At 73.8% G+C, this 21,152-nt stretch carries 18 protein-coding genes; 7 read left to right on the forward strand and 11 right to left on the reverse strand.

The window, feature by feature from the left end:
• Positions 1–93: 93 nt before the first annotated feature.
• Entirely contained in the window at positions 94–951 is an 858-nt protein-coding gene (gene map / locus ACFYVL_RS19810; RefSeq protein ID WP_389246418.1) for a type I methionyl aminopeptidase, read from the reverse strand.
• Positions 952–1,039: 88 nt separating this feature from the next.
• Between map and ACFYVL_RS19815 the strand changes: the two genes are divergently transcribed.
• Complete coding sequence (locus tag ACFYVL_RS19815) at positions 1,040–1,273, forward strand: hypothetical protein (protein WP_389246420.1); 234 nt, start codon at positions 1,040–1,042, stop codon at positions 1,271–1,273.
• A 167-nt stretch (positions 1,274–1,440) separates the two neighbouring features.
• Here the strand turns inward: ACFYVL_RS19815 and ACFYVL_RS19820 are convergent, their stop codons facing one another.
• Together ACFYVL_RS19820 and ACFYVL_RS19825 are read right to left on the reverse strand one after the other, a co-directional pair.
• Entirely contained in the window at positions 1,441–2,802 is a 1,362-nt protein-coding gene (locus ACFYVL_RS19820) for an MFS transporter (RefSeq protein ID WP_389246422.1), read from the reverse strand.
• Between the two features lie 264 nt (positions 2,803–3,066).
• Positions 3,067–3,696 (reverse strand): hypothetical protein, encoded by a 630-nt coding sequence (locus tag ACFYVL_RS19825; protein ID WP_389246424.1) that lies wholly within the window; start codon positions 3,694–3,696, stop codon positions 3,067–3,069.
• 92 nt (positions 3,697–3,788) lie between these two features.
• Here ACFYVL_RS19825 and npdG point away from each other — a divergent pair, with 92 nt between their 5' ends.
• Both npdG and ACFYVL_RS19835 read left to right on the forward strand, forming a co-directional pair.
• Positions 3,789–4,514: an NADPH-dependent F420 reductase gene (npdG, locus tag ACFYVL_RS19830; RefSeq protein WP_389246426.1), complete on the forward strand. Its 726-nt coding sequence runs from the start codon at positions 3,789–3,791 to the stop codon at positions 4,512–4,514.
• Positions 4,515–4,526: 12 nt separating this feature from the next.
• Positions 4,527–4,787 carry a hypothetical protein gene (locus ACFYVL_RS19835; RefSeq protein WP_389246428.1) on the forward strand — a complete coding sequence of 87 codons (261 nt, stop codon included), beginning with the start codon at positions 4,527–4,529 and terminating at the stop codon, positions 4,785–4,787.
• A 36-nt stretch (positions 4,788–4,823) separates the two neighbouring features.
• Here the strand turns inward: ACFYVL_RS19835 and ACFYVL_RS19840 are convergent, their stop codons facing one another.
• Entirely contained in the window at positions 4,824–5,618 is a 795-nt protein-coding gene (locus ACFYVL_RS19840; protein ID WP_389246430.1) for a site-2 protease family protein, read from the reverse strand.
• 286 nt (positions 5,619–5,904) lie between these two features.
• Between ACFYVL_RS19840 and ACFYVL_RS19845 the strand changes: the two genes are divergently transcribed.
• Complete coding sequence (locus ACFYVL_RS19845) at positions 5,905–9,363, forward strand: BTAD domain-containing putative transcriptional regulator (RefSeq protein WP_389246432.1); 3,459 nt, start codon at positions 5,905–5,907, stop codon at positions 9,361–9,363.
• A 43-nt stretch (positions 9,364–9,406) separates the two neighbouring features.
• Here ACFYVL_RS19845 and ACFYVL_RS19850 read toward each other — a convergent pair whose 3' ends face one another.
• From ACFYVL_RS19850 to panB, 3 genes are all read right to left on the reverse strand, one after another.
• Positions 9,407–10,255 carry an ABC transporter permease gene (locus ACFYVL_RS19850; RefSeq protein WP_389246434.1) on the reverse strand — a complete coding sequence of 283 codons (849 nt, stop codon included), beginning with the start codon at positions 10,253–10,255 and terminating at the stop codon, positions 9,407–9,409.
• Entirely contained in the window at positions 10,252–11,310 is a 1,059-nt protein-coding gene (locus ACFYVL_RS19855; protein ID WP_389246435.1) for an ATP-binding cassette domain-containing protein, read from the reverse strand. Before ACFYVL_RS19855 ends, ACFYVL_RS19850 begins: the two co-directional genes overlap by 4 nt.
• Before the next feature lie 263 nt (positions 11,311–11,573).
• Positions 11,574–12,494, reverse strand: coding sequence for a 3-methyl-2-oxobutanoate hydroxymethyltransferase (gene panB / locus ACFYVL_RS19860; RefSeq protein ID WP_389246437.1), 921 nt, complete (start codon positions 12,492–12,494; stop codon positions 11,574–11,576).
• A 628-nt stretch (positions 12,495–13,122) separates the two neighbouring features.
• Between panB and ACFYVL_RS19865 the strand changes: the two genes are divergently transcribed.
• Positions 13,123–14,040 carry an endonuclease/exonuclease/phosphatase family protein gene (locus tag ACFYVL_RS19865; protein ID WP_389246584.1) on the forward strand — a complete coding sequence of 306 codons (918 nt, stop codon included), beginning with the start codon at positions 13,123–13,125 and terminating at the stop codon, positions 14,038–14,040.
• A 57-nt stretch (positions 14,041–14,097) separates the two neighbouring features.
• Here ACFYVL_RS19865 and ACFYVL_RS19870 read toward each other — a convergent pair whose 3' ends face one another.
• From ACFYVL_RS19870 to ACFYVL_RS19885, 4 genes are all read right to left on the reverse strand, one after another.
• Positions 14,098–15,852 (reverse strand): NAD+ synthase, encoded by a 1,755-nt coding sequence (locus ACFYVL_RS19870; protein ID WP_389246439.1) that lies wholly within the window; start codon positions 15,850–15,852, stop codon positions 14,098–14,100.
• Positions 15,853–15,910: 58 nt separating this feature from the next.
• Positions 15,911–16,897 carry a DUF4190 domain-containing protein gene (locus ACFYVL_RS19875; protein ID WP_389246441.1) on the reverse strand — a complete coding sequence of 329 codons (987 nt, stop codon included), beginning with the start codon at positions 16,895–16,897 and terminating at the stop codon, positions 15,911–15,913.
• Between the two features lie 180 nt (positions 16,898–17,077).
• Positions 17,078–18,724, reverse strand: coding sequence for a multicopper oxidase family protein (locus ACFYVL_RS19880; protein ID WP_389246443.1), 1,647 nt, complete (start codon positions 18,722–18,724; stop codon positions 17,078–17,080).
• Between the two features lie 125 nt (positions 18,725–18,849).
• Positions 18,850–19,449, reverse strand: a complete 600-nt coding sequence (locus ACFYVL_RS19885) for a hypothetical protein (protein ID WP_389246444.1) — start codon at positions 19,447–19,449, stop codon at positions 18,850–18,852.
• Positions 19,450–19,521: 72 nt separating this feature from the next.
• On the opposite strand from ACFYVL_RS19885, the gene ACFYVL_RS19890 reads away from it, so the two are divergent.
• Together ACFYVL_RS19890 and ACFYVL_RS19895 are read left to right on the forward strand one after the other, a co-directional pair.
• On the forward strand, positions 19,522–20,196 hold the full coding sequence (locus ACFYVL_RS19890; protein WP_389246446.1) for a DUF998 domain-containing protein: 675 nt from the start codon (positions 19,522–19,524) through the stop codon (positions 20,194–20,196).
• A gap of 23 nt (positions 20,197–20,219) precedes the next feature.
• Positions 20,220–21,137 (forward strand): alpha/beta fold hydrolase, encoded by a 918-nt coding sequence (locus ACFYVL_RS19895; protein WP_389246448.1) that lies wholly within the window; start codon positions 20,220–20,222, stop codon positions 21,135–21,137.
• Positions 21,138–21,152: the final 15 nt, after the last annotated feature.

The raw sequence follows: 21,152 nt of genomic DNA on the forward strand, positions 1-21,152 counted from the left end.
CTGCCACCACCGATCTTCGGTGCTTAGGGTTACCTAAGTCAACCTGTTCCCGACGACCTGTCGGTAAAAAAAATCCGGCCCGCCACGGGCGCCCTACGGCAGCGTCAGGATGTCCGCCCCGGTCTCCGTCACCACCAGCGTGTGCTCGAACTGGGCCGTGCGCCTGCGGTCCTTGGTGACGACCGTCCAGCCGTCCTCCCACATGTCGTACTCGTGCGTGCCCAGCGTCAGCATCGGCTCGATGGTGAACGTCATGCCGGGCCGCATGACGGTCGTGGCGTGCGGGCTGTCGTAGTGCGGCACGATCAGCCCGGAGTGGAAGGACGTGTTGATGCCGTGGCCGGTGAAGTCACGGACCACGCCGTAGCCGAAGCGCTTGGCGTACGACTCGATGACCCGGCCGATGACGTTGATCTGGCGGCCCGGCTTGACCGCCTTGATGGCGCGGTTGAGGGACTCCCGGGTGCGCTCGACGAGCAGCCGGGACTCCTCGTCGACGTCGCCGCAGAAGTAGGTGGCGTTGTTGTCGCCGTGCACGCCGTTGAGGTACGCGGTGACGTCGAGGTTCACGATGTCGCCGTCGCGCAGCACGGTCGAGTCGGGGATGCCGTGGCAGATGACCTCGTTGACCGAGCTGCACAGCGACTTGGGGTAGCCCTTGTAACCGAGCGTCGAGGGGTAGGCGCCGTGGTCCACCATGAACTCGTGCGCGACCCGGTCGAGCTCGTCGGTGGTCACACCGGGCGCGATGTGCTTGGCGGCCTCCTCCATCGCCTGCGCGGCGATACGGCCCGCGACGCGCATCCGCTCGACGGTGTCGGAGTCCTGGACCTCGGGTCCTGTGTACGGCGTCGGCGAGGGTTTCCCGACGTACTCGGGACGCCGGATGTTGCCGGGGACGGAACGGGTGGGAGAGAGCTCCCCTGGTACGAGCAGCGACTGGCCAGACATGCCGACGAGTGTAGTCAGCGGGGCGGGGGCACTATGGCGGCAGAGACGACGGAGCGACGCCGTACGACCGAGCGAGGAGTGACGAGAGATGGCCCTGTTCAAACGACGCACCACCGGCAAGCCCGGCGAGTGGTTCTACTGCCTGGAGCACAAGACGGTCGAGGAGGGCCCGCAGTGCCCCTCCAAGGACCGCTTCGGCCCGTACGCCAGCCGGGAGGAGGCGCAGCACGCCATGGAGACCGCCCGCGAGCGCAACCTCGAATGGGAGAACGACCCCAAGTGGCACGACAAGAACGGGCCGCAGGCGGGCGCGGGCGCCTGAGCGGCGCCGGGCCGGACCCGGGCGGGAGCCGCGCGGGACCCGGGCGGGAGCCGGGCCGGACCCGGGCGGGAGCCGGGCAGGGGCCGAGCGGGGGATCCTGCGCGGAACCACCGGCGGGGCGGGCCCGGAGGAACGTCCTCCGGGCCCGCCCCGCCCGTTCGTGCGCCCTACGCGGCCCCTGCCGCCTCCGCGCCCGCCCCGTGCGGCGTGCCCGCCTCTTCCGGGTCCCCGGTCTCCCGGCGGGCCTCCTCCTCGCGCTGGGCGCGGCGCCGCTGGGCGTCCTCGTCGGTCTCCGAGTCGTACGAGAGCAGCTTCGGCAGTACGGCGGCCAGCAGGCCCACCGCGACGACGCACGCGGCGCCGCCGCTCCACACCGCGCCCCGCACCCCGGTCCAGCCCGCGATGGCGCCGGACCTGACCTGGCCGAGCTGCGGTCCGCAGCTGTACGAGAGGATCTCGATGCCCGCGAGCCGTCCGCGCAGCTCCTCGGGGATGGTCTGGTTCCAGATGGTGGAACGGCCGAGTCCGCTGAGCATGTCGCCGCCGCCCGCCAGCACGATGCACACCAGCACCAGCCAGATGTTGGAGGTGAGCCCGGCGGCCGTCATGGCGAGACCCCAGCCGGTCGCGCCGATCACCACGAGCCGGCCGTGCCGCCGTACCTTCGACGCCCAGCCGCTGGTCAGCCCGACCAGGCAGGCCCCCAGCGGCATCGCCGCGTACATCAGCCCCAGCGCCCACTCGGCGCGCAGCTCGGTGGCGAGGAAGGGGAAGACGGCGTTCGGGAACGCGAAGAACATGGCGGCCAGGTCGACCGCGTACGTGCCCAGCAGCACCGGCTTGCTCCAGGCGTAGCGCGCGCCCTCCGCTATGCCGCGCAGCGAGGGCTTCTCGGCGTCCCGCACGGGCGGGGCGGGGGAGAGCCGCAGGCACATCAGCACCGAGGCGGCGAACCCGACGACGGTGACGGTGTACGCGGTCGGCGTGCCCGCGGTCGCGACCACGACACCGGCGAGCGCGGGTCCGGCGATGGCGCCGACCTGCCAGCGCAGCGCGTTGAGCGCGGCGGCCGCGGTCAGCTGGTCGTGCGGCACGATCCGCGCCATCAGCGAGTCGAGCGCCGGACGCTGGAGCCCGGCGAGGGCGGCGACACCGGCGGCGACGACGTACAGCGGCCACAGCAGGGGCTCGGGAAGCAGCGAGTTCACCAGCAGCACGACGGCGAGCACACCGAGCCCCGCCTCGGTGAGCAGGATGATCCGCTTCCGGTCGGAGGCGTCGGCCAGCGCCCCGCCGTACAGACCGAAGACGATCAGCGGCACCAGCTCGACGGCGCCGATCGCACCGACCGCGAGCGGCGAGTCGGTGAGGTGGGCGATCTGCAGCGGCAGCGCGATGAGCGCCATGGAGCTGCCGAAGAACGCGACCAGCCCCTGGATCCAGAGCAGCCTGAAATCGGCGGAGGAACGCCAGGGGGAGAGGTCGGGGAGTACGGATGCCAGCGAGAACCTGGCGGATTTGGGAGGCACGAAGCACCATGCTGCGAGCATTTCGCTGAACCATGCAACTTCTTATCGCCCCCCTCGGACACCAGAGCCGCCCTCTCCCACCTCACCCCCGCCCCCTCGGTCGGCGGGGCCGCCCCTTCCCACCCTGCCCCCGCCCCCTTGGGCGGCGGGGCCGCCCCCCGGGGGCGGAACGGGCGGGCAAGGGGGCGGCCCCCGGCGGAGCCGAACCACCCGCCCCGCCCCGCCCCGGCCCCGGCCCCGTACTGCCCCCCGCCCGCCCCCGCCCTACCACCGCTCCGGCGGCGGCGCCGTAAGCCGATCCGTCAACCGGGCCAGCCGGTCCCGGAACCGGCGCCCCCCACGCGGCCCCGGCAGCACGTTCTCACCCGCCGCCGCACTCACCAGATGCTGGACCGTGTCCAGATCCACCGCCCCGCCCTCCGGCACCGCCAGCAACTCGTGTGCCAGCGCCCCCAGTTCCCCCGCCCGCTCGTCCCCGCCGGACAGCGCCAGCACCGTGACCCCCGCCCTGCGCACGTCGTTCACCCGCTCCAGCAGCTCCGCGTCCGCGTCCACGTCGGCCGCCCCGTCCCCCGGCGCCACCACCAGCAGCGTGTCGCCGCGGCCGGCCGCCGTCAGCCGTCCCAGGCCCGTCGACAGGTGCGCCGGGTCGTCGTGCCGCACCTCGTGCCGCACCAGGGTGGGCGCCAGCGCGGGCAGCCCCGACCAGGCCGCCTCGTCCATCAGGTGCGCCGCCAGGTGCCACGGCTCGTACCGCTCCGTGCCCACCAGGAGCAGCCCGCTGCCCTGCGGCACCACCGACGCCCGCAGCACCCCGGCGAATCGACGGGTGGCGCCCAGCCACTCCGTACCGGCCAGGACCTCCCGCAGCAGTGCGACCCTCACGGCATCCATGGACGGAAGCCTGCCGTGCGCGCACCCGCCGTGTCCCCGGGACGTCGCGGGCTCACCCCAACGAGCGCACTACCGGGAAGTAGGGTCGGCCCATGACTTCCACCACAGACAGCACCACGGGCGACGCCGCCCCCGCCCCCAAGCCGGTCAGGGACCCCTGGGAGCTGCCCGACGTGTCCGGCCTCGTCGTCGGCGTCCTCGGCGGTACCGGCGACCAGGGGCGCGGCCTCGCCTACCGGCTGGCCAGGGCCGGCCAGAAGGTGATCATCGGCTCCCGGGCCGCCGAACGCGCGCGGTCGGCCGCCGCCGAGCTGGGCCTGGGCGTCGAGGGCGCGGACAACGCCGAGTGCGCGCGGCGCAGCGACATCGTGATCGTGGCGGTGCCGTGGGACGGCCACGCCAAGACCCTCGAATCGCTGCGCGAGGAACTCGCCGGCAAGCTCGTCGTCGACTGCGTGAACCCGCTCGGCTTCGACAAGAAGGGCGCGTACGCCCTGAAGCCCGAGGAGGGCAGTGCCGCCGAGCAGGCCGCCGCCCTCCTCCCGGACTCGCGCGTCACGGCCGCCTTCCACCACCTCTCGGCCGTCCTCCTCCAGGACCCCGAGGTCGAGGAGATCGACACCGACGTGATGGTGCTCGGCGAGGTGCGCGCGGACACCGACCTCGTACAGGCGCTGGCCGCCCGCATCCCCGGCATGCGCGGCGTCTTCGCCGGCCGGCTGCGCAACGCCCACCAGGTCGAGTCGCTGGTCGCCAACCTGATCTCGGTGAACCGCCGCTACAAGGCCCACGCGGGTCTGCGGGTGACCGACGTATAAGGCGATCCGGGCATGGGGGACACTGGACGGGCAGTTCCCCCTCCACCTGGACAGGAGATGTCCCCCATGCCCCGCCTCGCTGTGTACGCCCTGGTCGTCTGCGCACTGTCGGTCGCCGCCGCGGTGGTCTCGTTCGTCGCGGGCAACCTGCTGGGCATCGTGTGGATCCTGCTGGCCGGTGTCTCGTCGAACATGGCGTGGTTCTATCTGCGCCGGGCGAAGGCGGAGAAGGCCGGGCAGAGCGGACGCGAAGCCTCCGCCGCCAAGGCGTAGGGCGGGGCCGGTCGGGCCCGGCCGGCCCGGGGAGTCCTAGCGGACCTGGCAGAGCGGGTTGGTCTCCTGCCAGAACTGGAACAGGTCGCGCCCGCAGTAGCTCTCCACCTCGTCCACCCCGAGGCTGCCGGTGATCGCGTAGATCACGTCGAAGAACACCCGGTTCACGCTCGGCACCCACAGCAGTGCGAACACGAACAGCAGCCCGAAGGGCGCGTACGGCTCGATCTGCCGCCGGAACCGGTGGGAGAGCCAGGGCTCGATCACCCCGTACCCGTCGAGCCCGGGGACCGGCAGGAAGTTCAGGATCGCCGCCGAGACCTGGAGCAGGGCCAGGAAGCCGAGCGCGTAGCGGAAGGCGGCCGGTACGCCGTCCAGCGCGTCCAGCCAGAACGGCGCGGTGCACACGATCGCGAACACCACGTTCGTCAGCGGCCCGGCCGCCGAGATCAGACTGTGCTTCCAGCGCCCCTGGATCCGGCCCCGCTCGATGAAGACGGCCCCGCCGGGAAGGCCGATACCGCCCATGATCACGAAGATGATCGGCAGCACGATGCTGAGCAGGGCGTGCGTGTACTTCAGCGGGTTGAGCGTCAGATAGCCCTTGGCACCGATGCTGATGTCACCGCTGTGCAGGGCGGTGCGGGCGTGCGCGTACTCGTGCAGGCACAGCGAGACGACCCAGGCGGCGGTCACGAAGAGGAAGACCGCGATCCCGGGCATCGCCGCGAAATCCGTCCAGACGGCCCACCCGGAGACGGCCATGACGGCAACGATGCCGAGGAAGACCGGGCTGACGCGGCGGTCCTTGCGGCTGATGGCGGTGGTCATGGAAGCGACTCCTGGGCGGGGGCGGGGTCCGTGGGGGGCGTTGGTACGGGGCGGGGCGTGGAGGGTGTGCTGCGGCGGGACGTGGTCGGTGCGGCACGTGGTCGGTGCGGGGCGGGTACCGGTCGAGGAGCCGACCGTACCGTCCCGCACTCCCCCCAACGCCCGACCCCACCCCCACGGTTCCACGCCCCCGCCCCCTCGGGCGGCGACGCCTCACGTTCCCCCACCCCGCCGAGCCCCCTCGGGCGGCGGGGCCGATGCCGGGATCGGCAGGGACAATGGCTCGGTGCGTTATCAGATTCTCGGCCCCGCCCGAGCCCTCCGCGACGACGGAACCCCCGTCCCCCTCGGCGGTCCCCGCCTGCGCGCACTGCTGACGGCGCTCGCCCTGCGCCCCGGCCGGCAGGTCTCGGTCGCCGCTCTCGCCGACGACCTGTGGGGCGATCCCGACTCCGCCCCGGCCGACACCCCCGGCGCCGTCCAGGCCCTCGTGGCCCGGCTGCGCAGGACCATCGGCCGCGCCGCGGTCACCTCCGCCGACGGCGGCTACGTACTCGCCGCCGCCCCGGACGACGTCGACCTGCACCGGTTCGAGCACCTCACGACCGAGGGGCTGCGGGCCGCCGCCGAGGGCGACGCGACGAAGGCCCTCGCGCTGCTCGACGACGCGCTCGCCCTGTGGCGGGCCGGCGGCGGCCCGCCGCTGGCCGACCTCCCGGCCCGTACCGCCGACGCGACCCGCTGGGAGGCCCGCCTGCTGGACGCCCGCCGCGCCCGGCTCGGCGCGTCCCTCGCGCTCGGCGGCGCGGCCGAGGCACTCCCGGAACTGACCGCGCTCTGCGCCGAGCACCCCCTGGACGAACCCCTCCAGGCCCTGCGGCTGCGCGCCCTGCACGCCACCGGCCGCACCGCGGAGGCGCTGGCCGGGTACGAGACCGTGCGCACCCTGCTCGCCGACCGCCTCGGCACGGACCCCTCCGCCGAGCTGCGCACGCTGCACGCCCGGCTGCTGACCCCTGAGGCTGCCGGGGTCCCCGAGACTGCCGGGGCTCCCGAGGCCGCGGAGGTCCCGGAAGCCCCCAAGGCCCCCGGTGCCCCGCCGGCCCCCCGCGCACCACGGCCCGCCGCCCCGCCCGTCACGGGCAATCTCCGGGCCCGCCTCACCTCCTTCGTCGGCCGGGAGAAGGACATCGACGTCATCCGGGACGACCTCGCGCAGGCCCGGCTCGTGACGCTCCTGGGGCCCGGGGGAGCGGGCAAGACACGGCTCTCGCAGGAGGCCGCCGAGGCGGCCGAGCGGGCCGGCACCCCCGGCCCGTGGGGCGACGGCGTGTGGCTGGTGGAACTCGCCCCGGTGGAGGACCCGGACACCGTCCCCGAGGCGGTCCTCACCGCGCTCGGCGCCCAGGAGATCGTGCTGCGCGGCGCGGGCGCCGAGGAACTGCGGGCCGCCGACCCCACCGGCCGCGACCCGCTGATCCGCCTCACCGAGTACCTCTCCCGCCGCAGCGTGCTGCTCCTGCTCGACAACTGCGAGCACGTCGTGGCCGCCGCGGCCCGGCTCGCCGAGCACCTCCTCGCGCGCTGCCCCGAGCTGACCATCCTCGCCACCAGCCGCGAACCCCTCGGCGTGCCGGGCGAACTGGTGCGCCCGGTGGAACCGCTCCCGCCGCCCGTCGCGCTGCGGCTGTTCGCCGAGCGCGGCGCCGCCGCCAGGCCCGGGTTCCGCACCGACGACGACCCGGCCGCCGCCGCCGAGATCTGCCGCCGCCTCGACGGACTGCCGCTGGCCATCGAACTCGCCGCCGCCCGGCTGCGGATGCTCACCCCCCGGCAGATCGCCGACCGGCTCGACGACCGGTTCCGGCTGCTCAGCGCGGGCGCCAGGACCGTACTGCCCCGCCAGCAGACGCTGCGCGCGGTCGTCGACTGGTCGTGGGAACTGCTGGAGGAGGACGAACGGCAGGCCCTGGCCGCGCTCTCGGTCTTCCAGGGCGGCTGCGACCTGGCCGCCGCCGAAGCGGTCTGCGGGCCCGCCGCACTCGACCTGCTCGGCTCGCTCGTCGACAAGTCCCTCGTCGTCGCCGCGCCCGCCGAGACCGACGGCCAGATGCGCTACCACCTGCTGGAAACCGTCTCGGAGTACGCCGCCGAACGCCTCGCCGAGTCCGGCACCCGCGCCGAGGCCGAGCACCGCCACCTCGTCCACTTCCGCGAACTGGCCCGCACCGGGAACCCGTTGCTGCACAGCCGGGAACAGCTGCACTGGGTCGCCCGCTTCCAGAGCGAGTACGAGAACCTGCGCGCCGCACTGCGCCGCGCCGTCGCCGCCGGGGACGAGCACGAGGCGCTCTGCCTGGTGCACTCCCTGGCCTGGTACTGGCAGGTCCGCGACCGGCGCAGCGAGGCCAGGCACTGGACCGCGGCCACCCTGGCGCTGAGCGAGGACCCGTTCGAGGCGCCCCCCGAGTCCGTCGAGGCCGTCTTCGAGGCGTGCACCGACGCACCCCCGCCGATGCGCCCCGAGGTGCTCCAGGAGGCCCGGCGCGGCGTCCGCATCCTCCACCTGGTCAGCATGGACCACCGGCTGGACGCCTGGTTCGGCCCGGAGGCCGAGCGCTGGCTGCGCCGGGTCGCCGCCACCTACCGCCCCGACCTGCCGCAGGCCTGCCGCGCCCCGGGCTCGCTGTGGGTCCTCGCGCTGCTGATGACCAGCGAGGACGACGCCGTGCTGCGCGACGCGATCGACGGGACCGTCGACGCCTGCCGGCGGTTCGGGTACGAGTGGGACCTGGCCTGCGCCCTGGAGATGCGGGCCAACATCTTCGCCAACCACTCCGCCTGGGCGGGCGACGCCCGCCGGGACGCCGAGGAGAGCCTGGAGATCTTCCGCCGGCTCGGCGACGGCTGGGGGATCGCCGAGGCGCTGTCCGCGCTGGGCGAGGCATACGAGAAGTCCGGCGACTTCGCCCTGGCCGCCGAGGCGTACGAGGAGGCCGTCGGCCACGCGGAGGCACTCGACGCGCGTCCCCACGTCCTGCTGCTGCGCACCCGGCTGGCCGGTGCCCTGATGGAGATCGACCGGGGCGACGAGGGCGAGGCACTGCTGTGGCAGGGGCTGGCCGACCCGGTGAGCCCCGGCACCGAGGCGGGTCCGGCCACCCGGCTCTACCTCGGCATCCGGCTGGCCCGCACCGGCCGGCTGGCCGAGGCCCGCGAGCAACTGACGGTGCTGCGCGACGACTTCGAGGGCGGCAACCTGCGGATCTTCGACGGCTTCTCGCTCGGGCTGCTCGCCTGGGTGGCCAACCTGGAGGGCTCGTACGCGGAGGGCCTCGCCCTGGGGGCCCGCGCACTGGAGCGGGCGGGGTCCGCGCTGTCCCGGATGGTGGCCCCGCAGATGCCCGCCGTGCACCTGATGACGATCGCGGGCTCGCTGGCCGGTCTGGCCGGCGGCCACGACGGCGGCGCACCGGACACGCGACTGGCGGCGGACGCGGCGCGGCTGCTCGGCACGTACCAGGAGCAGCTCCCCAAGCGGCACTTCGTCGTCGGGCAGGAGGTCGAGGCCAGGGACCTCGCGGCGGCCCAGGCCCGCGCCGTCCTGGGCGAGGAGGCCTACGGGACGGCGTACGCGGAAGGCGGCGGCCTCTCCATGGAGGAGGCCACCGCCCTCGTGTACGCACGACGCGATCGGTACGGGGAGGATCCGGACTGGTTCGAGGAGCGGGGTCCCGGGCACTAGCGCGTGTCCTGTGGAACGGCTCGGGTCGCCGGGGCCCGTGGGCTCAGGTCTTGTTGCGGAACCTGGAGATCGCCAGCGGCGCGGTCGCCAGGGTGATCACCACGGCCCAGCCCAGCACCATCCACACGTCCTGGGCGATCGGGCCGCTCAGGAACAGTCCGCGCACCGCGTCCGCCAGGTTGGACAGCGGGTTGTAGTCGGTGAACGTCTGCAGCCAGCCGGGCATGGTCTTCGTCGGGGTGAAGATGGAGGAGCCGAACTGGAGCGGCATCAGCACGATCATCGCCATCCCCTGCACGGCCTGCGCCGTCTTGACGGTCAGTCCGATCAGGATGAACACCCACATCAGCGCGGCACCGAAGAGCAGCGACAGACCGACCGCGGCCAGCACGTGCAGCGGCGAGGTGGCGATGTTCATCCCCAGGACGAGACCGACGGTCAGCAGGATCGCGAAGGCGATCATCATGCGGCCGATCTCGACGACGATCTTGGCGATGAGGACGGAGGACCGGGCGATGGGCATCGTCCGGAACCGGTCCATGACCCCCTTCTGGAAGTCCTCGTTGACACCGGTGCCGACCGCCATCGACACGTTCATGCCCATCATCGCCATCAGGCCGGGCACCAGGTAGCTGACGTACTGGTCCTGGTTGCCGGCGCCCGCCACCGCGCCGCCGAAGACGAACGTGAACAGCAGCGTGAAGATGATCGGCATGAACAGGACGTCGAACAGCGACTCCGGGTCCCGCTTGATCTGCAGCGCGTTGCGCCGCGCGAGCGCGGTGATGTGCCGCAGATTGGCGCGCAGCCCGATCCGGCCCTCGTCGACGAGGTCCGCCGGCCGCGTCCGCCCGGTGCCGGGCTCCGGCTTGGTCAGGGTGGCCGTACTCATGCCGCTACCTCTTCCTTCTCCACGGCGTCCTCGATCCGCCCGGCGGACGGCGACGCGCTGTCCGCCTCGCTGCTCTTCTCGCCCGTGATCGCCAGGAACACCTCGTCCAGGCTGGGCAGATGGGTGCCGATGTCGGCGATGGCGAACCCGCGGGCGCCCAGCAGGCCGACCACCGCGGTCAGTTGCTCGTCGCTGAGGATCGGCACGTACAGCAGGCCCTCGTCGACCCGCGTCTGCGAGCCCGCGAGGCCGTCCAGCCCCGCCTCGGCCAGCGTGCCCGCCATGGCGTTCAGCTGGGCCGGGTCGGAGGGGCGGATCTGCAGGGTGCGCCCGCCGACCTTGGCCTTCAGCTCGTCCACCTTGCCCTCCGCGACGACCTTGCCCCGGTCGATCACGGTCAGCTCGCTGGCCAGCTGCTCGGCCTCCTCCATGTACTGCGTGGTGAGCAGCACGGTGACGCCCTCGCCGACCATGCGCTGCACCTCCGCCCACACCTCGTTGCGGGTGCGCGGGTCGAGGCCGGTCGTCGGCTCGTCCAGGTAGAGCACCGCGGGCTGCCCGATCATGGACGCCGCCAGGTCGAGCCGGCGGCGCATGCCGCCGGAGTACGTCGCGGCGGCCTTCTTCGCCGCCTCGGTCAGCGAGAACCGCTCCAGCAGGTCGTCCGCGCGCCTGCGGGAGTCCTTGCGGGACAGGTCGAGCAGCCGCCCGATCATGTAGAGGTTCTCCCAGCCGGAGAGCTTCTCGTCGACCGAGGCGTACTGCCCGGTCAGGCCGATCGTCCGGCGCAGCTGCCGCGGCTGGCGCACCACGTCGAACCCGGCGACCGTCGCCGTGCCCGCGTCGGGCCTGATCAGGGTGGAGAGGCAGCGCACGAGGGTGGTCTTGCCGGCGCCGTTGGGGCCGAGTACGCCGAGGACCGTGCCCTCGCTCACGTCGAGGTCCACGCCGTCGAGCGCCCTGGTCTCGCCGTAGTGCTTGGCCAGGCCCCGTACCTGGATGGCAGGTGTGCCGGTGTCACCCGGTTTCTTGTCGTATCGCGTCATGTCGAACATTGGAGCAGCCGCCACTGACAATCGGCCGACAGTTCTGTCCGGCCGGCCCCGCTCCACCGACAGATCACCGACAGCCCGCCGACAGGGCGCCGTTCCCGCCGTCCGCCGCGAACGCCGACGGCCCGCCGTGGGGGAAGGCGGCGGGCCGTCGTTCGTGCGGGCAGTGGCTCGTGGTCCGGCGGTGCCCGCCGGACGGTCCCTCCCGCGGGAAGGGTCCCCGCGGGAGGGGTTTCCGGGGGAAGGGGCTCCCCGGGGCGGGGCTCCTAGTGGAAGGTGTGCTCCTCGCGCGGGAACGTTCCGCCCGAGACCTCGTCGGCGAACGCCCGTGCCGCGTCCCCGAGGGTCTGCCGCAGGTTCGCGTACTGCTTGGTGAAGCGCGGCACCTTGCCGCCGGTCAGCCCCACCATGTCGGTGTAGACGAGGACCTGCGCGTCGGTGTCCGGGCCCGCGCCGATGCCGATGGTGGGGATGGACAGGCTGCGGGTGACCTCCGCCGCCAGCTCCGCCGGGACCAGCTCCAGGACCAGGGCGAACGCGCCCGCGTCCTCGGCGGCCTTGGCGTCCCGCAGCAGCCGGTGCGCGGCCTCGTCGCCGCGGCCCTGCACCCGGTAGCCGAGCGTGTTCACGGACTGCGGGGTGAGCCCCAGGTGGGACATCACCGGGATGCCGGAGGCGACCAGCAGTTCGGTCTGCGGCAGCGACCGCTCGCCGCCCTCCAGCTTGACCGCGCCGACGCCCGACTCCTTGATCAGCCGGGTGGCGTTGCGCAGGGCCTGCACGGGGCCCTCCTGGTACGAGCCGAACGGCAGGTCGGCGACGACCATGGCGCGCTGGGTCCCGCGGACGACGGCGGCCGACAGCACGGCCATCTCGTCCATGGTGACCGGCACGGTGGTCTCGTACCCGAGGTGGCAGTTGCCCATCGAGTCCCCGACGAGCAGCACCGGTACCCCGGCCTCGTCGAACACGGACGCCGTCATCGCGTCGTACGCGGTGAGCATGGGCCACTTCTCGCCGCGCTCCTTGGCGGCGGCGATCTGGTGAACGGTGATCCGGCGGGTGCCGGTACCTCCGTAGAGCGACTTGGGGTCCCGGCTCGCGGCGGCGGGGGCCGCGGGCGAGGGGGCGGGCGACCCGGCGGAATCCGGGTGCTGGGCAGCGTTGTGGGCAGCCTGAAGCGTCATGGCTGAAACGGCTCCTTCGTCATCTCGAAGCGCCCTTACGGCGTCTCCGGACCGCGTCCATGGTGGCATCCCGCGGCGCAGTCCGGAAGTGGGACGCCGAGACACCCTCCCCACCTGCCCTTCTGTGCGCGTTTCGTCACAGAGGACCGGGCGGGCGGTCGCACCGGAACCCGTCGCCGGGCACCGCCGTCCTTCACGCCGTACGGCCGTTGCGGATGGCGGCGGAGAAGGGCACCGGTCATCGCCTAGGGTCAAGGGGCGGGGCGGGCGGTGAGCGAGCACGGCAAGTGAGGACAGCGGAATGGCGCAGGCGTACAGGCCGGACACCGGGAACGACGGCCCGGAGGCGGAGCCCTCCGGAACCGGCTCCGGAGCCACCGCCTCGACCGGCGCGGGCGACGGCGCCGGCGGGGCCTTCGCACCGGGTTCCGGGGCCGCTCCCGGCACCCCTCCCGGCTCAGGGCCGGATTCCGCTTCGGCCGCAGGACCGGGTTCCGCGGCCGGTTCCGGTTCCGTCGCCGGTTCTGGTTCCGGCTCGGGTTCCGGTTCCGTCCCGGGGTCCGGTTCCGGCTCGGGTTCCGGGGCGCGCACGGGGCGGCCGTCGGCCGCCTGGCGCGGCGACCGCCGGATCTGGCGGCGCGGCATCTTCCTCGCGGTCCTGGCCGTGCTGGTCGCGCTGGTGATGATGTTCCACGCGCAGATCCCCAACACCATCGGCAACCTCGGCAGCCTCACCGAGACCTTCCTGCCCTGGTTCGGGCTGGCCGTCCCGGTGCTGCTGGTGTGCGCCCTGCTGCGCCGCTCGGCCCTCGCGCTGGTCGCGCTGATCCTCCCGGCGGCGGTCTGGCTCAACCTCTTCGCCGGGCTCTACTCCGACAAGACCGCCCCCGGCGGCGACCTCACCGTCGCCACCCACAACGTCAACGCGGAGAACGACGACCCCGAGGGCACCGTACGGGTGGTCGCCGCCTCCGGCGCCGACGTGGTGGCCCTGGAGGAGATCCGGGGCGACCGCCTCGCGGCGTACAAGAAGGCCATGGGCGCCACGTACCGCTACCACTCGGTCGAGGGCACCGTCGGGCTGTGGAGCAAGTACCCGATGACCGACACCCGGCAGGTCGACATCCAGCTCGGCTGGGCCCGCGCGATGCGCTCCACGGTGGCCACCCCCAAGGGCGACGTCGCGGTGTACGTGGCCCACATGCCCTCGGTACGGGTCAAGCTCCAGTCCGGCTTCACCGCCGGGCAGCGCGACGCCAGCGCGGACGCCCTGGGCGAGGCCATCGCCCACGAGCCGCTGCGGCGCATCGTGCTGCTCGGCGACCTCAACGGCACCATGAACGACCGTGCCCTCAACGGCATCACCGCCCAGATGCGCTCCACCCAGGGAGCCGCGGGCGACGGCTTCGGCTTCACCTGGCCGGCCGGGTTCCCGATGGCGCGGATCGACCAGATCATGGTCAAGGGCGTCGAGCCGATGTCCTCCTGGGCCCTGGAGCGCACCGCGAGCGACCACCTGCCGATCGCCGCCCGGGTGAAGTTCTAGCCCGGGTCCGCGGACCCGCCCCGCCGCCCGCGGCCCCCTTCCCGCGGGCCGCGGGGCTCAGCCCGACTCCCGCCACCGGTTGGTGACCGGCAGCCTGCGGTCCTTGCCGAAGCCCTTCGGGGAGATCTTGGTGCCCGGCGGGTACTGGCGGCGCTTGTACTCGGCCGCGTCCACCATCCGCAGTGTCCGCGCGACCAGTTCTCGGTCGAAGCCCGCCGCGACGATCGCCTCCAGGCCCTCGTCACGGTCGACGTAGCGCTCCAGCACCGCGTCCAGGACGGCGTAGTCGGGCAGCGAGTCGGTGTCGACCTGGCCGGGGCGCAGTTCGGCGCTGGGCGGCTTGGTGAGCGAGTTCTCCGGGATCGGCGGGGTCTTCCCGCGCTCCTCGGCCGCCTTGTTGCGCCAGCGGGCCAGATCGAAGACCCACGTCTTGTAGACGTCCTTGATCGGGCCGAACCCGCCGACGGAGTCGCCGTAGAGGGTCGAGTAGCCCACCGCCAGCTCGGACTTGTTGCCCGGGGCGAGGACGAGGTGGCCCTCCTGGTTGGAGAGCGCCATCAGGGTGGTGCCGCGCAGCCGCGACTGGAGGTTCTCCTCGGCTAGGCCGGTCAGCTCCAGCGCGGCGGTGTACGCGTCGAACATCGGGCCGATGGGGACGGTGCGGTAGTGCAGCCCGGTGCGCCGGGCCAGTTCGGCTGCGTCGTCCTTCGAGTGCTGCGAGCTGTACTTCGACGGCATGGACACGCCGTACACGTGCCGGGCGCCCACCGCGTCGCAGGCGATCGAGGCGACCAGCGCCGAGTCGATGCCGCCGGACAGCCCGACCAGCACCGAGCGGAAACCGTTCTTCGCGAGGTAGGCGCGCAGCCCCACCACCAGCGCCGTGTACACCTCCTCGGTGTCCTCCAGCCGCGCCGCGCTGTCCCCGGTCAGCTCGGCGTCGTGGGCGGGCGGCGGGTCCGTGCTGAGCACCACCCGGTCGACGCGCAGTCCGTCGTCGACCGTCCCGGTCACCGGGTCCCCGCTCGCGGCGGGCAGGTCCAGGTCCAGCAGCATGCTGCCCTCGGAGAACTGCGGTGCGCGCGCGAGGACTTCGCCGTCGCGGTCGCAGACGATCGAGTCGCCGTCGTAGACCAGCTCGTCCTGGCCGCCGGTCGTCGCCACGTACGCGGTGGTGCAGCCGGCCTCCCGGGCGCGCCTGCGCACCAGGTCGAGGCGGGTGTCGTCCTTGTGCACCTCGTACGGCGAGGCGTTGACCGACAGCAGCAGCCCGGCCCGCACGGTGCGGGCGGCGGGCACCCGGCCGCCGTCCTGCCAGAGGTCCTCGCAGATGGCGAGGGCGACGTCCACCCCGTGCACCCGGACGACCGGCATCGTGTCGCCCGGCACGAAGTACCGGAACTCGTCGAAGACGCCGTAGTTGGGGAGGTGATGCTTGGCGAAGGTCAGGGCGACCTCGCCCCGGTGCAGTACCGAGGCGGCGTCCTGCGGGGCTCCGGCGGGCTGCCCGTAGCGCGGCCGGGCGCGGGCCGCCCGGTCGAGGTGGCCGACGACGACCGGGACCTCCCCGAAGCCCTCCTCGGCGAGCCGCGCGGCCAGTTCCCGTACGGCGGTGCGGGAGGCCTCGACGAAGGACGACCGCAGGGCCAGGTCCTCCACGGGGTACCCGGTGAGCACCATCTCGGGGAACGCGACCAGGTGCGCGCCCTGTTCGGCGGCGTGCCGGGTCCAGTGCACGATCGCCTCGGCGTTCGCGGCGAGATCACCGACGGTCGAGTCGATCTGATTCAGGGCGATGCGTAGTCGGGGCACGCCCGCCACTCTAATCGTCTACCTGACGCGATGTCCTGGTGCGCCGCCTGGTCCCCGCCTACTCGGCCGGGCCGGTCCACATCTGGAAGTCGTGTCCCTCGTAGTCCGGGGCGTACTCCAGCTGGAGCCGCGTGGCGGCGTCCTTCGGCACCTGGAAGGCGTGCATGGCGCTGGACCGGTTGCCGGGCAGGATGGTCCGGGCGAAGTACGAGACGTGCGCGGAGTCGACCATGACGTCCACGTCGGCGCCGCGCTGGTCGGTGACCTGCGGGTAGGAGAGCGGGGACAGCCGCTTCGTGCTGCCGTTGTCGATGGTGATCCGCACGAAGTACGCGCGGTTGCCCGGCTTGAGCAGGTGCGCGGTGTACCGGTCGGGGGTGAAGGACTTCGGGGCGCTCACGGTGACCTTCACGCCGTCCTCGTAGGTGAAGGACTTCCCGAAGGGCAGGATCTCCGGCTCGGGTTCGGGCTCCGGCGTGCGGTCCGCGGGGGAGGTGTCCGCGTCCGCGCCGTCGTCCGCGGACGGGTCGCCGTACTCCTCGCCGTCCACCGTGCGGTGCTCCGCCACCCGTGCCTCGGCCGCGCGGTACCCGGTGACGGCGAGGTAGCCGCCGCCGCCCGAGAACAGCAGGCCCACGGCGCCGAGGACCGCACCGGCCACGGCGGCGCCCTTGTTGGTGGCCGTGCCCCTCCTGACCTGCCCCAGTGCGACGAGGCCGAACACGAGGGCCAGCAGCCCCGGCAGCCAGGTCGCCCAGAAGAGCACGACCAGCAGGCCCAGGAGCGTGCTGACCAGCCCGAGGACCAGCGCGGTGACGCCCATGCCGTTGCGGGGCGGCGGGGGCGGCGCGAACGGCATGCCGTAGCCGCCCGGGTAGGTGTAAGGGCCCGGGTGCGTGGGCGGCGGCGGGACCGCCGGGTGGGCGTACGGGTCGGCCCGCGGGCCCGTCCCGTGCGGGTCCGGACCGGTCGGCGGGGCCTCGGGCGTGTCCGCGTCGGGAGCTGCCCACGGGTCGGAACCGGAGGGCGGGAGGGGCGTGGTCATGCGGCGGTGTCCTTAGCGCGACTCGGGGCGATGCGAATGCGCATTCGACCCGTGGTGTCGTGACAGTAACAGGATCTTCACCCGTGCCCCACGGCCTTTTCACCGCCCCCGGGGCGGGGGCGGCGGGGCCCGGCGGCCTTCCGGTCCGGCACCCCGCCGCCTCCCGCCCCGGGGCCCGGCTCAGCGCCGGTAGCCCAGCACCGTCATCATTCCCGCCTCCGAGTGGTAGACGTTGTGGCAGTGGATCATCCACAGCCCCGGGTTGTCGGCGTCGAAGTCCACCGTGAGGCGCCCGTTCGGCAGGATGATCGCGGTGTCCTTGCGCGGGCCGGCGCCGGGGTTCGCCAGGGCGAAGGTGTGGCCGTGCAGGTGCAGCGGGTGCCACATGGCCGTCGCGTTGGTGAAGTCCAGCCTGACCCGCTCGCCCGCCTTCACCGGGTGCCGCTGGTCGGGCGAGTACGGCTTCCCGTCGAACGCCCAGTCGTACTTGGCCATCCCGCCGGTCAGCCGGATCTTCACCGTCCGGTCCGGCTTGCGGGCGGGCAGCGCCACCGACTCGTCCGCGGTCAGCCTGTCCGCCGTCAGCAGCTTCCCGGTCAGCTCCTTCGGGCGTACGGAGGCGGCGGGCGCCGCGCCGCCGCCGGTGCGCAGCAGCGCCAGGGCCGCCGCCTTCTTGCCCTCGGCGACCGCGGTCAGCGGGAACACGCCGTCCTTGGCCGTGACCAGGACGTCGTACCGCTCGCCCATCCCCAGCAGCAGTGCGTCCGTCTCCGCGTGCCGGACCGGGAAGCCGTCCGTGTGGGTGACGGTCATCCGGTGGCCGCCGAGCGCGACGCGGAAGGCGGTGTCGCCGCCCGCGTTGACGATCCGGATGCGGATCCGGTCGCCCGGCTTGGCGCGGTACGTCGAAGGGGCCTGCGGGGTGCGGCCGTTGACCAGGTAGTGCGGGTAGGCGACGTCGCCCGCGTCGGGTCCCAGGAGGTCGCTGGTGGCGCCCATCATCATCCGCGAGGGGCCCTTCGCGGCGGGCGTCGACTGCGTGGGGGCGGGCATCGAGTGGCCCTCGTGGCCGCCGCCCCCGCTGTTCCCGCCGCTCCCGTGGTCCATGCCGCCCATGCCCCGGCCCAGCTCGGCCAGCACCGCGTCGGGGGTGGAGCCCTGCACCCCGTCGACCCAGTCGTCCAGGACGACGACCCACTCCTTGTCGTACTTCAGCGGCTCCTTCGGGTCCTCCACGATCAGGGGCGCGTACAGCCCCCGGTCCTGCTGCACGCCCGAGTGCGGGTGGAACCAGTACGTCCCCGGGTGCGGCACCGCGAACCGGTAGGCGAACTCGGCGCCCGGCCTGATCTCCTGCTGGGTCAGGCCCGGCACGCCGTCCATGTCGTTGCGCAGGGCCAGCCCGTGCCAGTGCAGGGAGGTGGCGGCGGGGAGGTGGTTGGCGAGGGTCAGGGCGAGGGTGTCGCCCGCCGTCACCCGGACCTCCTTGCCGGGCAGGGAGTCCCCGTACGCCCAGGACCTGACGGTCGTGCCGCCGCCGAGGTCCAGGGTGGTGGGGGTGGCGGTGAGCTTCACGGTGCGGACCGGGCCGGCCCCGCGGGCCTTCTCGGCGGCGGCGACCTCCTTGTCGTACGGGGCGATGTAGCCCTTGGGCGCGGGGGCTCCGCTGCCGCCGGGCCGCGCGCCCGAAGTGCCGCCGGAGTGGTCCATTCCGGCCATCCCGTCCATGTCGGAGCCGGAGGAGTTGGAGCAGGCGGTCAGGATTCCGGTGCCGGCCGCGGCGACGGCGGCGCCGAGCAGGGTGCGGCGCGTGGTGTGGGTACGCATGACAGACGTCCTCGTGTGGTGTGGTCGGTGACGGAGTGCGGGCAGGTGCGCGGGAGGCCGCGCACGGGTGCGCGCGGTCGCGCGCGGGTGCCCGGAGCGGTGGTGTCCCTGGCGGGACTCCGCTCCTAGATCCGCAGTACCGACAACCTGGCGAGAACCGTTCTGGGCGGCGGCGGTTGGGGCCACAGGGCCCGCAGCAGCGCCCCGCGCACCACCCGCACGAGGTCCGTGGCCGCCGCGCGGCGCACCACCAGCCACGCCCCGAGCAGGGCGACGCCCCAGGCACCGAGCACGGCGAGACACACCGACATGGGGTCCATGCCGTGCGGGGAACCGGCGGGGGAGGTGGCGGCGGTGACGGTGGCGACGGCCGCGGTGAGGGCCGTGACGGGTGCCGCGAGGGTGGCCGCGGTCGCGGCGGGGCCGGTGGCTCCGGACGCCGGACCGGGCATCGCGTGCGCCGCCGGGCGCGGCTCGTGGGGCCTCTCGTGGGACCCGGTGCGTGCCGCGTGGTCGGTGGCGCCCGTGTGCTGGGTGCTGACGGTGGTGCCCGTGTGGCCGGTGGTGGCGGTGCTGCTCGCGACCGTGCCCGTGTCCATGGCTCCGTGACCGCCGCCGTGCTCCTCGGCGGGGTGGCCCAGCGTGTGCATCGTGACGATGCCGAACAGGAGCGCCGCGAACAGCAACAGCCGCCCGCCCCACGCGCTCCGCCCGCTCGTCACCATGCCCGCACCTTACCCCCACCGGGTATCGAACCGGCAAGCAGGGGTGCGCACTCAATTAGCATCAATCCCACTATGTCCCGATTCGACTCTCGTCCTCTCGCTGTTCTGCTCGGCCTCGGCGCTGCCGCGTACACCGCATGGGTGGTCGAAGTCGTCCTGTGGACCGGCCTCGACCCCATCCGTACGTACGTCAGTGAGCTGGCCGCCGCCGACCAGCCGCTGGGCGGCCTCTTCCGGGCCACCGACCTGGCGGCGGGCGCGCTGCTGTTCCTCGGCGCGCTGTGGGCGCTGGCCCGTACGCCGCGCAGGCCGTGGCTGGTCGCGGGCTGGGCGGGACTGGCCCTGTTCGGCGGGGCCACCGTCGCGGACTCCCGGCTTCCGCTGAGCTGCGCGCCCACCGTCGACCCGGAGTGCGCCGCCCGGGAGACCGCGGGTCTGGTCCCGGCGACCCACACCGCGCACGCCTGGAGCAGCAGTCTGGCCATGCTGGGCGCGCTCACCGGCATCGTCGCGCTCACCGTCGCGGCCCGCCGCTACCGGCAGTGGGCGCCGCTGGCCCGCCTGGGCCCCGCCCTGGTCGTCCTCGAACTGGCCGCGACCGCCTGGACCCTCGCCTCGGTCGCCGCCTTCCAGGCCGGAAGGGGCACCTGGCTGCTCGGCCTGGGGCAGCGGTCACAGGTGCTGCTGGTGGCGATCTGGCTGGCGGTGCTCGCACGGTCGGTGTGGCGCGAGAGGCTGTCGGTGTGACGGACGTACGGGCAGGAGCAGGGATGGACGCGGAAGCAGGGGCAGGAGCGGTCGCGGGCGGCGCGGCGGGCGCGGACCTGGGCAGGGGCGGCTTCGTGCGGATCGGCGGGGTCGCGCACCACGTGGTCGTGACGGGCAGCGGGCCGGTGTGCGTGCTGAGCGCGGGGCTCGCGATGAGCTGGTTCGACTGGGAGCCGGTGGTGCGGCTGCTCGCCCCGCACCGCACGGTGGTCTGCTTCGACCGGCCGGGCCACGGGCTGTCCGCGCCCGCCGTCGTGGCGCCCTCCGCCACCGGCGAGGCGCGCCGCATCGCCGCCCTGCTCGACGCGCTCGGCCCGGCCCGCGGGAGCACCGGCCCCGCCACGGTCGTGGGCCACTCGATCGCCGGATTCCACGCGGAGGCGTTCGCCCGGCTGTACCCGGCCCGCACCGCGGGGCTGGTCCTGCTGGACTCCAGCGTCGAGCCCCGCGCGCGCGTGCCCGCGGCGCCCGCCGTCCGTACCGCCCTCGCCCGCGGACTCGCGGCGGCGCTGAGCGCGGCCGGGGCCCCGGCCGCGCTGGGGCCCGCGACCCGGCGGGCCGTCGTCCGCGCCTCCCGCGCGGGCGGCGCCGCCGACCCGGCGCCCGACGCGCTGGTCCGCCGCACCTACCGCACCGCGCGCGTGCTCGACGGGCTGCTCCTGGAGAACACGCACTACCGGGCGGTGGCCGCCGAACTCAACGCCCTGCGCATCACCCACCCGCTGCCCGCCGGAGCCCCGGTCACCGTCGTGCCCGGCTACGACGGCCGCCCCGGCGCGCTCGCCGTCCGGTGGCTGGAGCGGCAGCGCGATCTGGCGGGCCTGCTCGGTGCCCGCTTCGAACCGGCTTCGCCCGCCGGGCACTTGGTGATGATGGACCGGCCGGACGCGGTCGCGGCGGCGGTGCTGCGGACCGGATGACGCGCGCCCGGTCAC

It is taken from the genome of Streptomyces sp. NPDC004111 (assembly GCF_042874215.1).
In the GTDB taxonomy this organism is placed as follows: domain Bacteria; phylum Actinomycetota; class Actinomycetes; order Streptomycetales; family Streptomycetaceae; genus Streptomyces.

Excerpts from the sequence above, each read along its gene's own strand:
- ACFYVL_RS19885 (WP_389246444.1), bottom strand. The coding sequence starts at position 19,449 with ATGGTGACGAGCGGGCGGAGCGCGTGGGGCGGGCGGCTGTTGCTGTTC.
- ACFYVL_RS19840 (WP_389246430.1), bottom strand. The coding sequence starts at position 5,618 with ATGACCACCGCCATCAGCCGCAAGGACCGCCGCGTCAGCCCGGTCTTC.
- ACFYVL_RS19815 (WP_389246420.1), top strand. The coding sequence starts at position 1,040 with ATGGCCCTGTTCAAACGACGCACCACCGGCAAGCCCGGCGAGTGGTTC.
- ACFYVL_RS19875 (WP_389246441.1), bottom strand. The coding sequence starts at position 16,897 with ATGACCACGCCCCTCCCGCCCTCCGGTTCCGACCCGTGGGCAGCTCCC.
- ACFYVL_RS19855 (WP_389246435.1), bottom strand. The coding sequence starts at position 11,310 with ATGTTCGACATGACGCGATACGACAAGAAACCGGGTGACACCGGCACA.
- panB (WP_389246437.1), bottom strand. The coding sequence starts at position 12,494 with ATGACGCTTCAGGCTGCCCACAACGCTGCCCAGCACCCGGATTCCGCC.
- ACFYVL_RS19895 (WP_389246448.1), top strand. The coding sequence starts at position 20,220 with ATGGACGCGGAAGCAGGGGCAGGAGCGGTCGCGGGCGGCGCGGCGGGC.
- ACFYVL_RS19890 (WP_389246446.1), top strand. The coding sequence starts at position 19,522 with ATGTCCCGATTCGACTCTCGTCCTCTCGCTGTTCTGCTCGGCCTCGGC.
- ACFYVL_RS19825 (WP_389246424.1), bottom strand. The coding sequence starts at position 3,696 with ATGGATGCCGTGAGGGTCGCACTGCTGCGGGAGGTCCTGGCCGGTACG.
- npdG (WP_389246426.1), top strand. The coding sequence starts at position 3,789 with ATGACTTCCACCACAGACAGCACCACGGGCGACGCCGCCCCCGCCCCC.
- ACFYVL_RS19835 (WP_389246428.1), top strand. The coding sequence starts at position 4,527 with ATGGGGGACACTGGACGGGCAGTTCCCCCTCCACCTGGACAGGAGATG.
- ACFYVL_RS19880 (WP_389246443.1), bottom strand. The coding sequence starts at position 18,724 with ATGCGTACCCACACCACGCGCCGCACCCTGCTCGGCGCCGCCGTCGCC.
- map (WP_389246418.1), bottom strand. The coding sequence starts at position 951 with ATGTCTGGCCAGTCGCTGCTCGTACCAGGGGAGCTCTCTCCCACCCGT.
- ACFYVL_RS19850 (WP_389246434.1), bottom strand. The coding sequence starts at position 10,255 with ATGAGTACGGCCACCCTGACCAAGCCGGAGCCCGGCACCGGGCGGACG.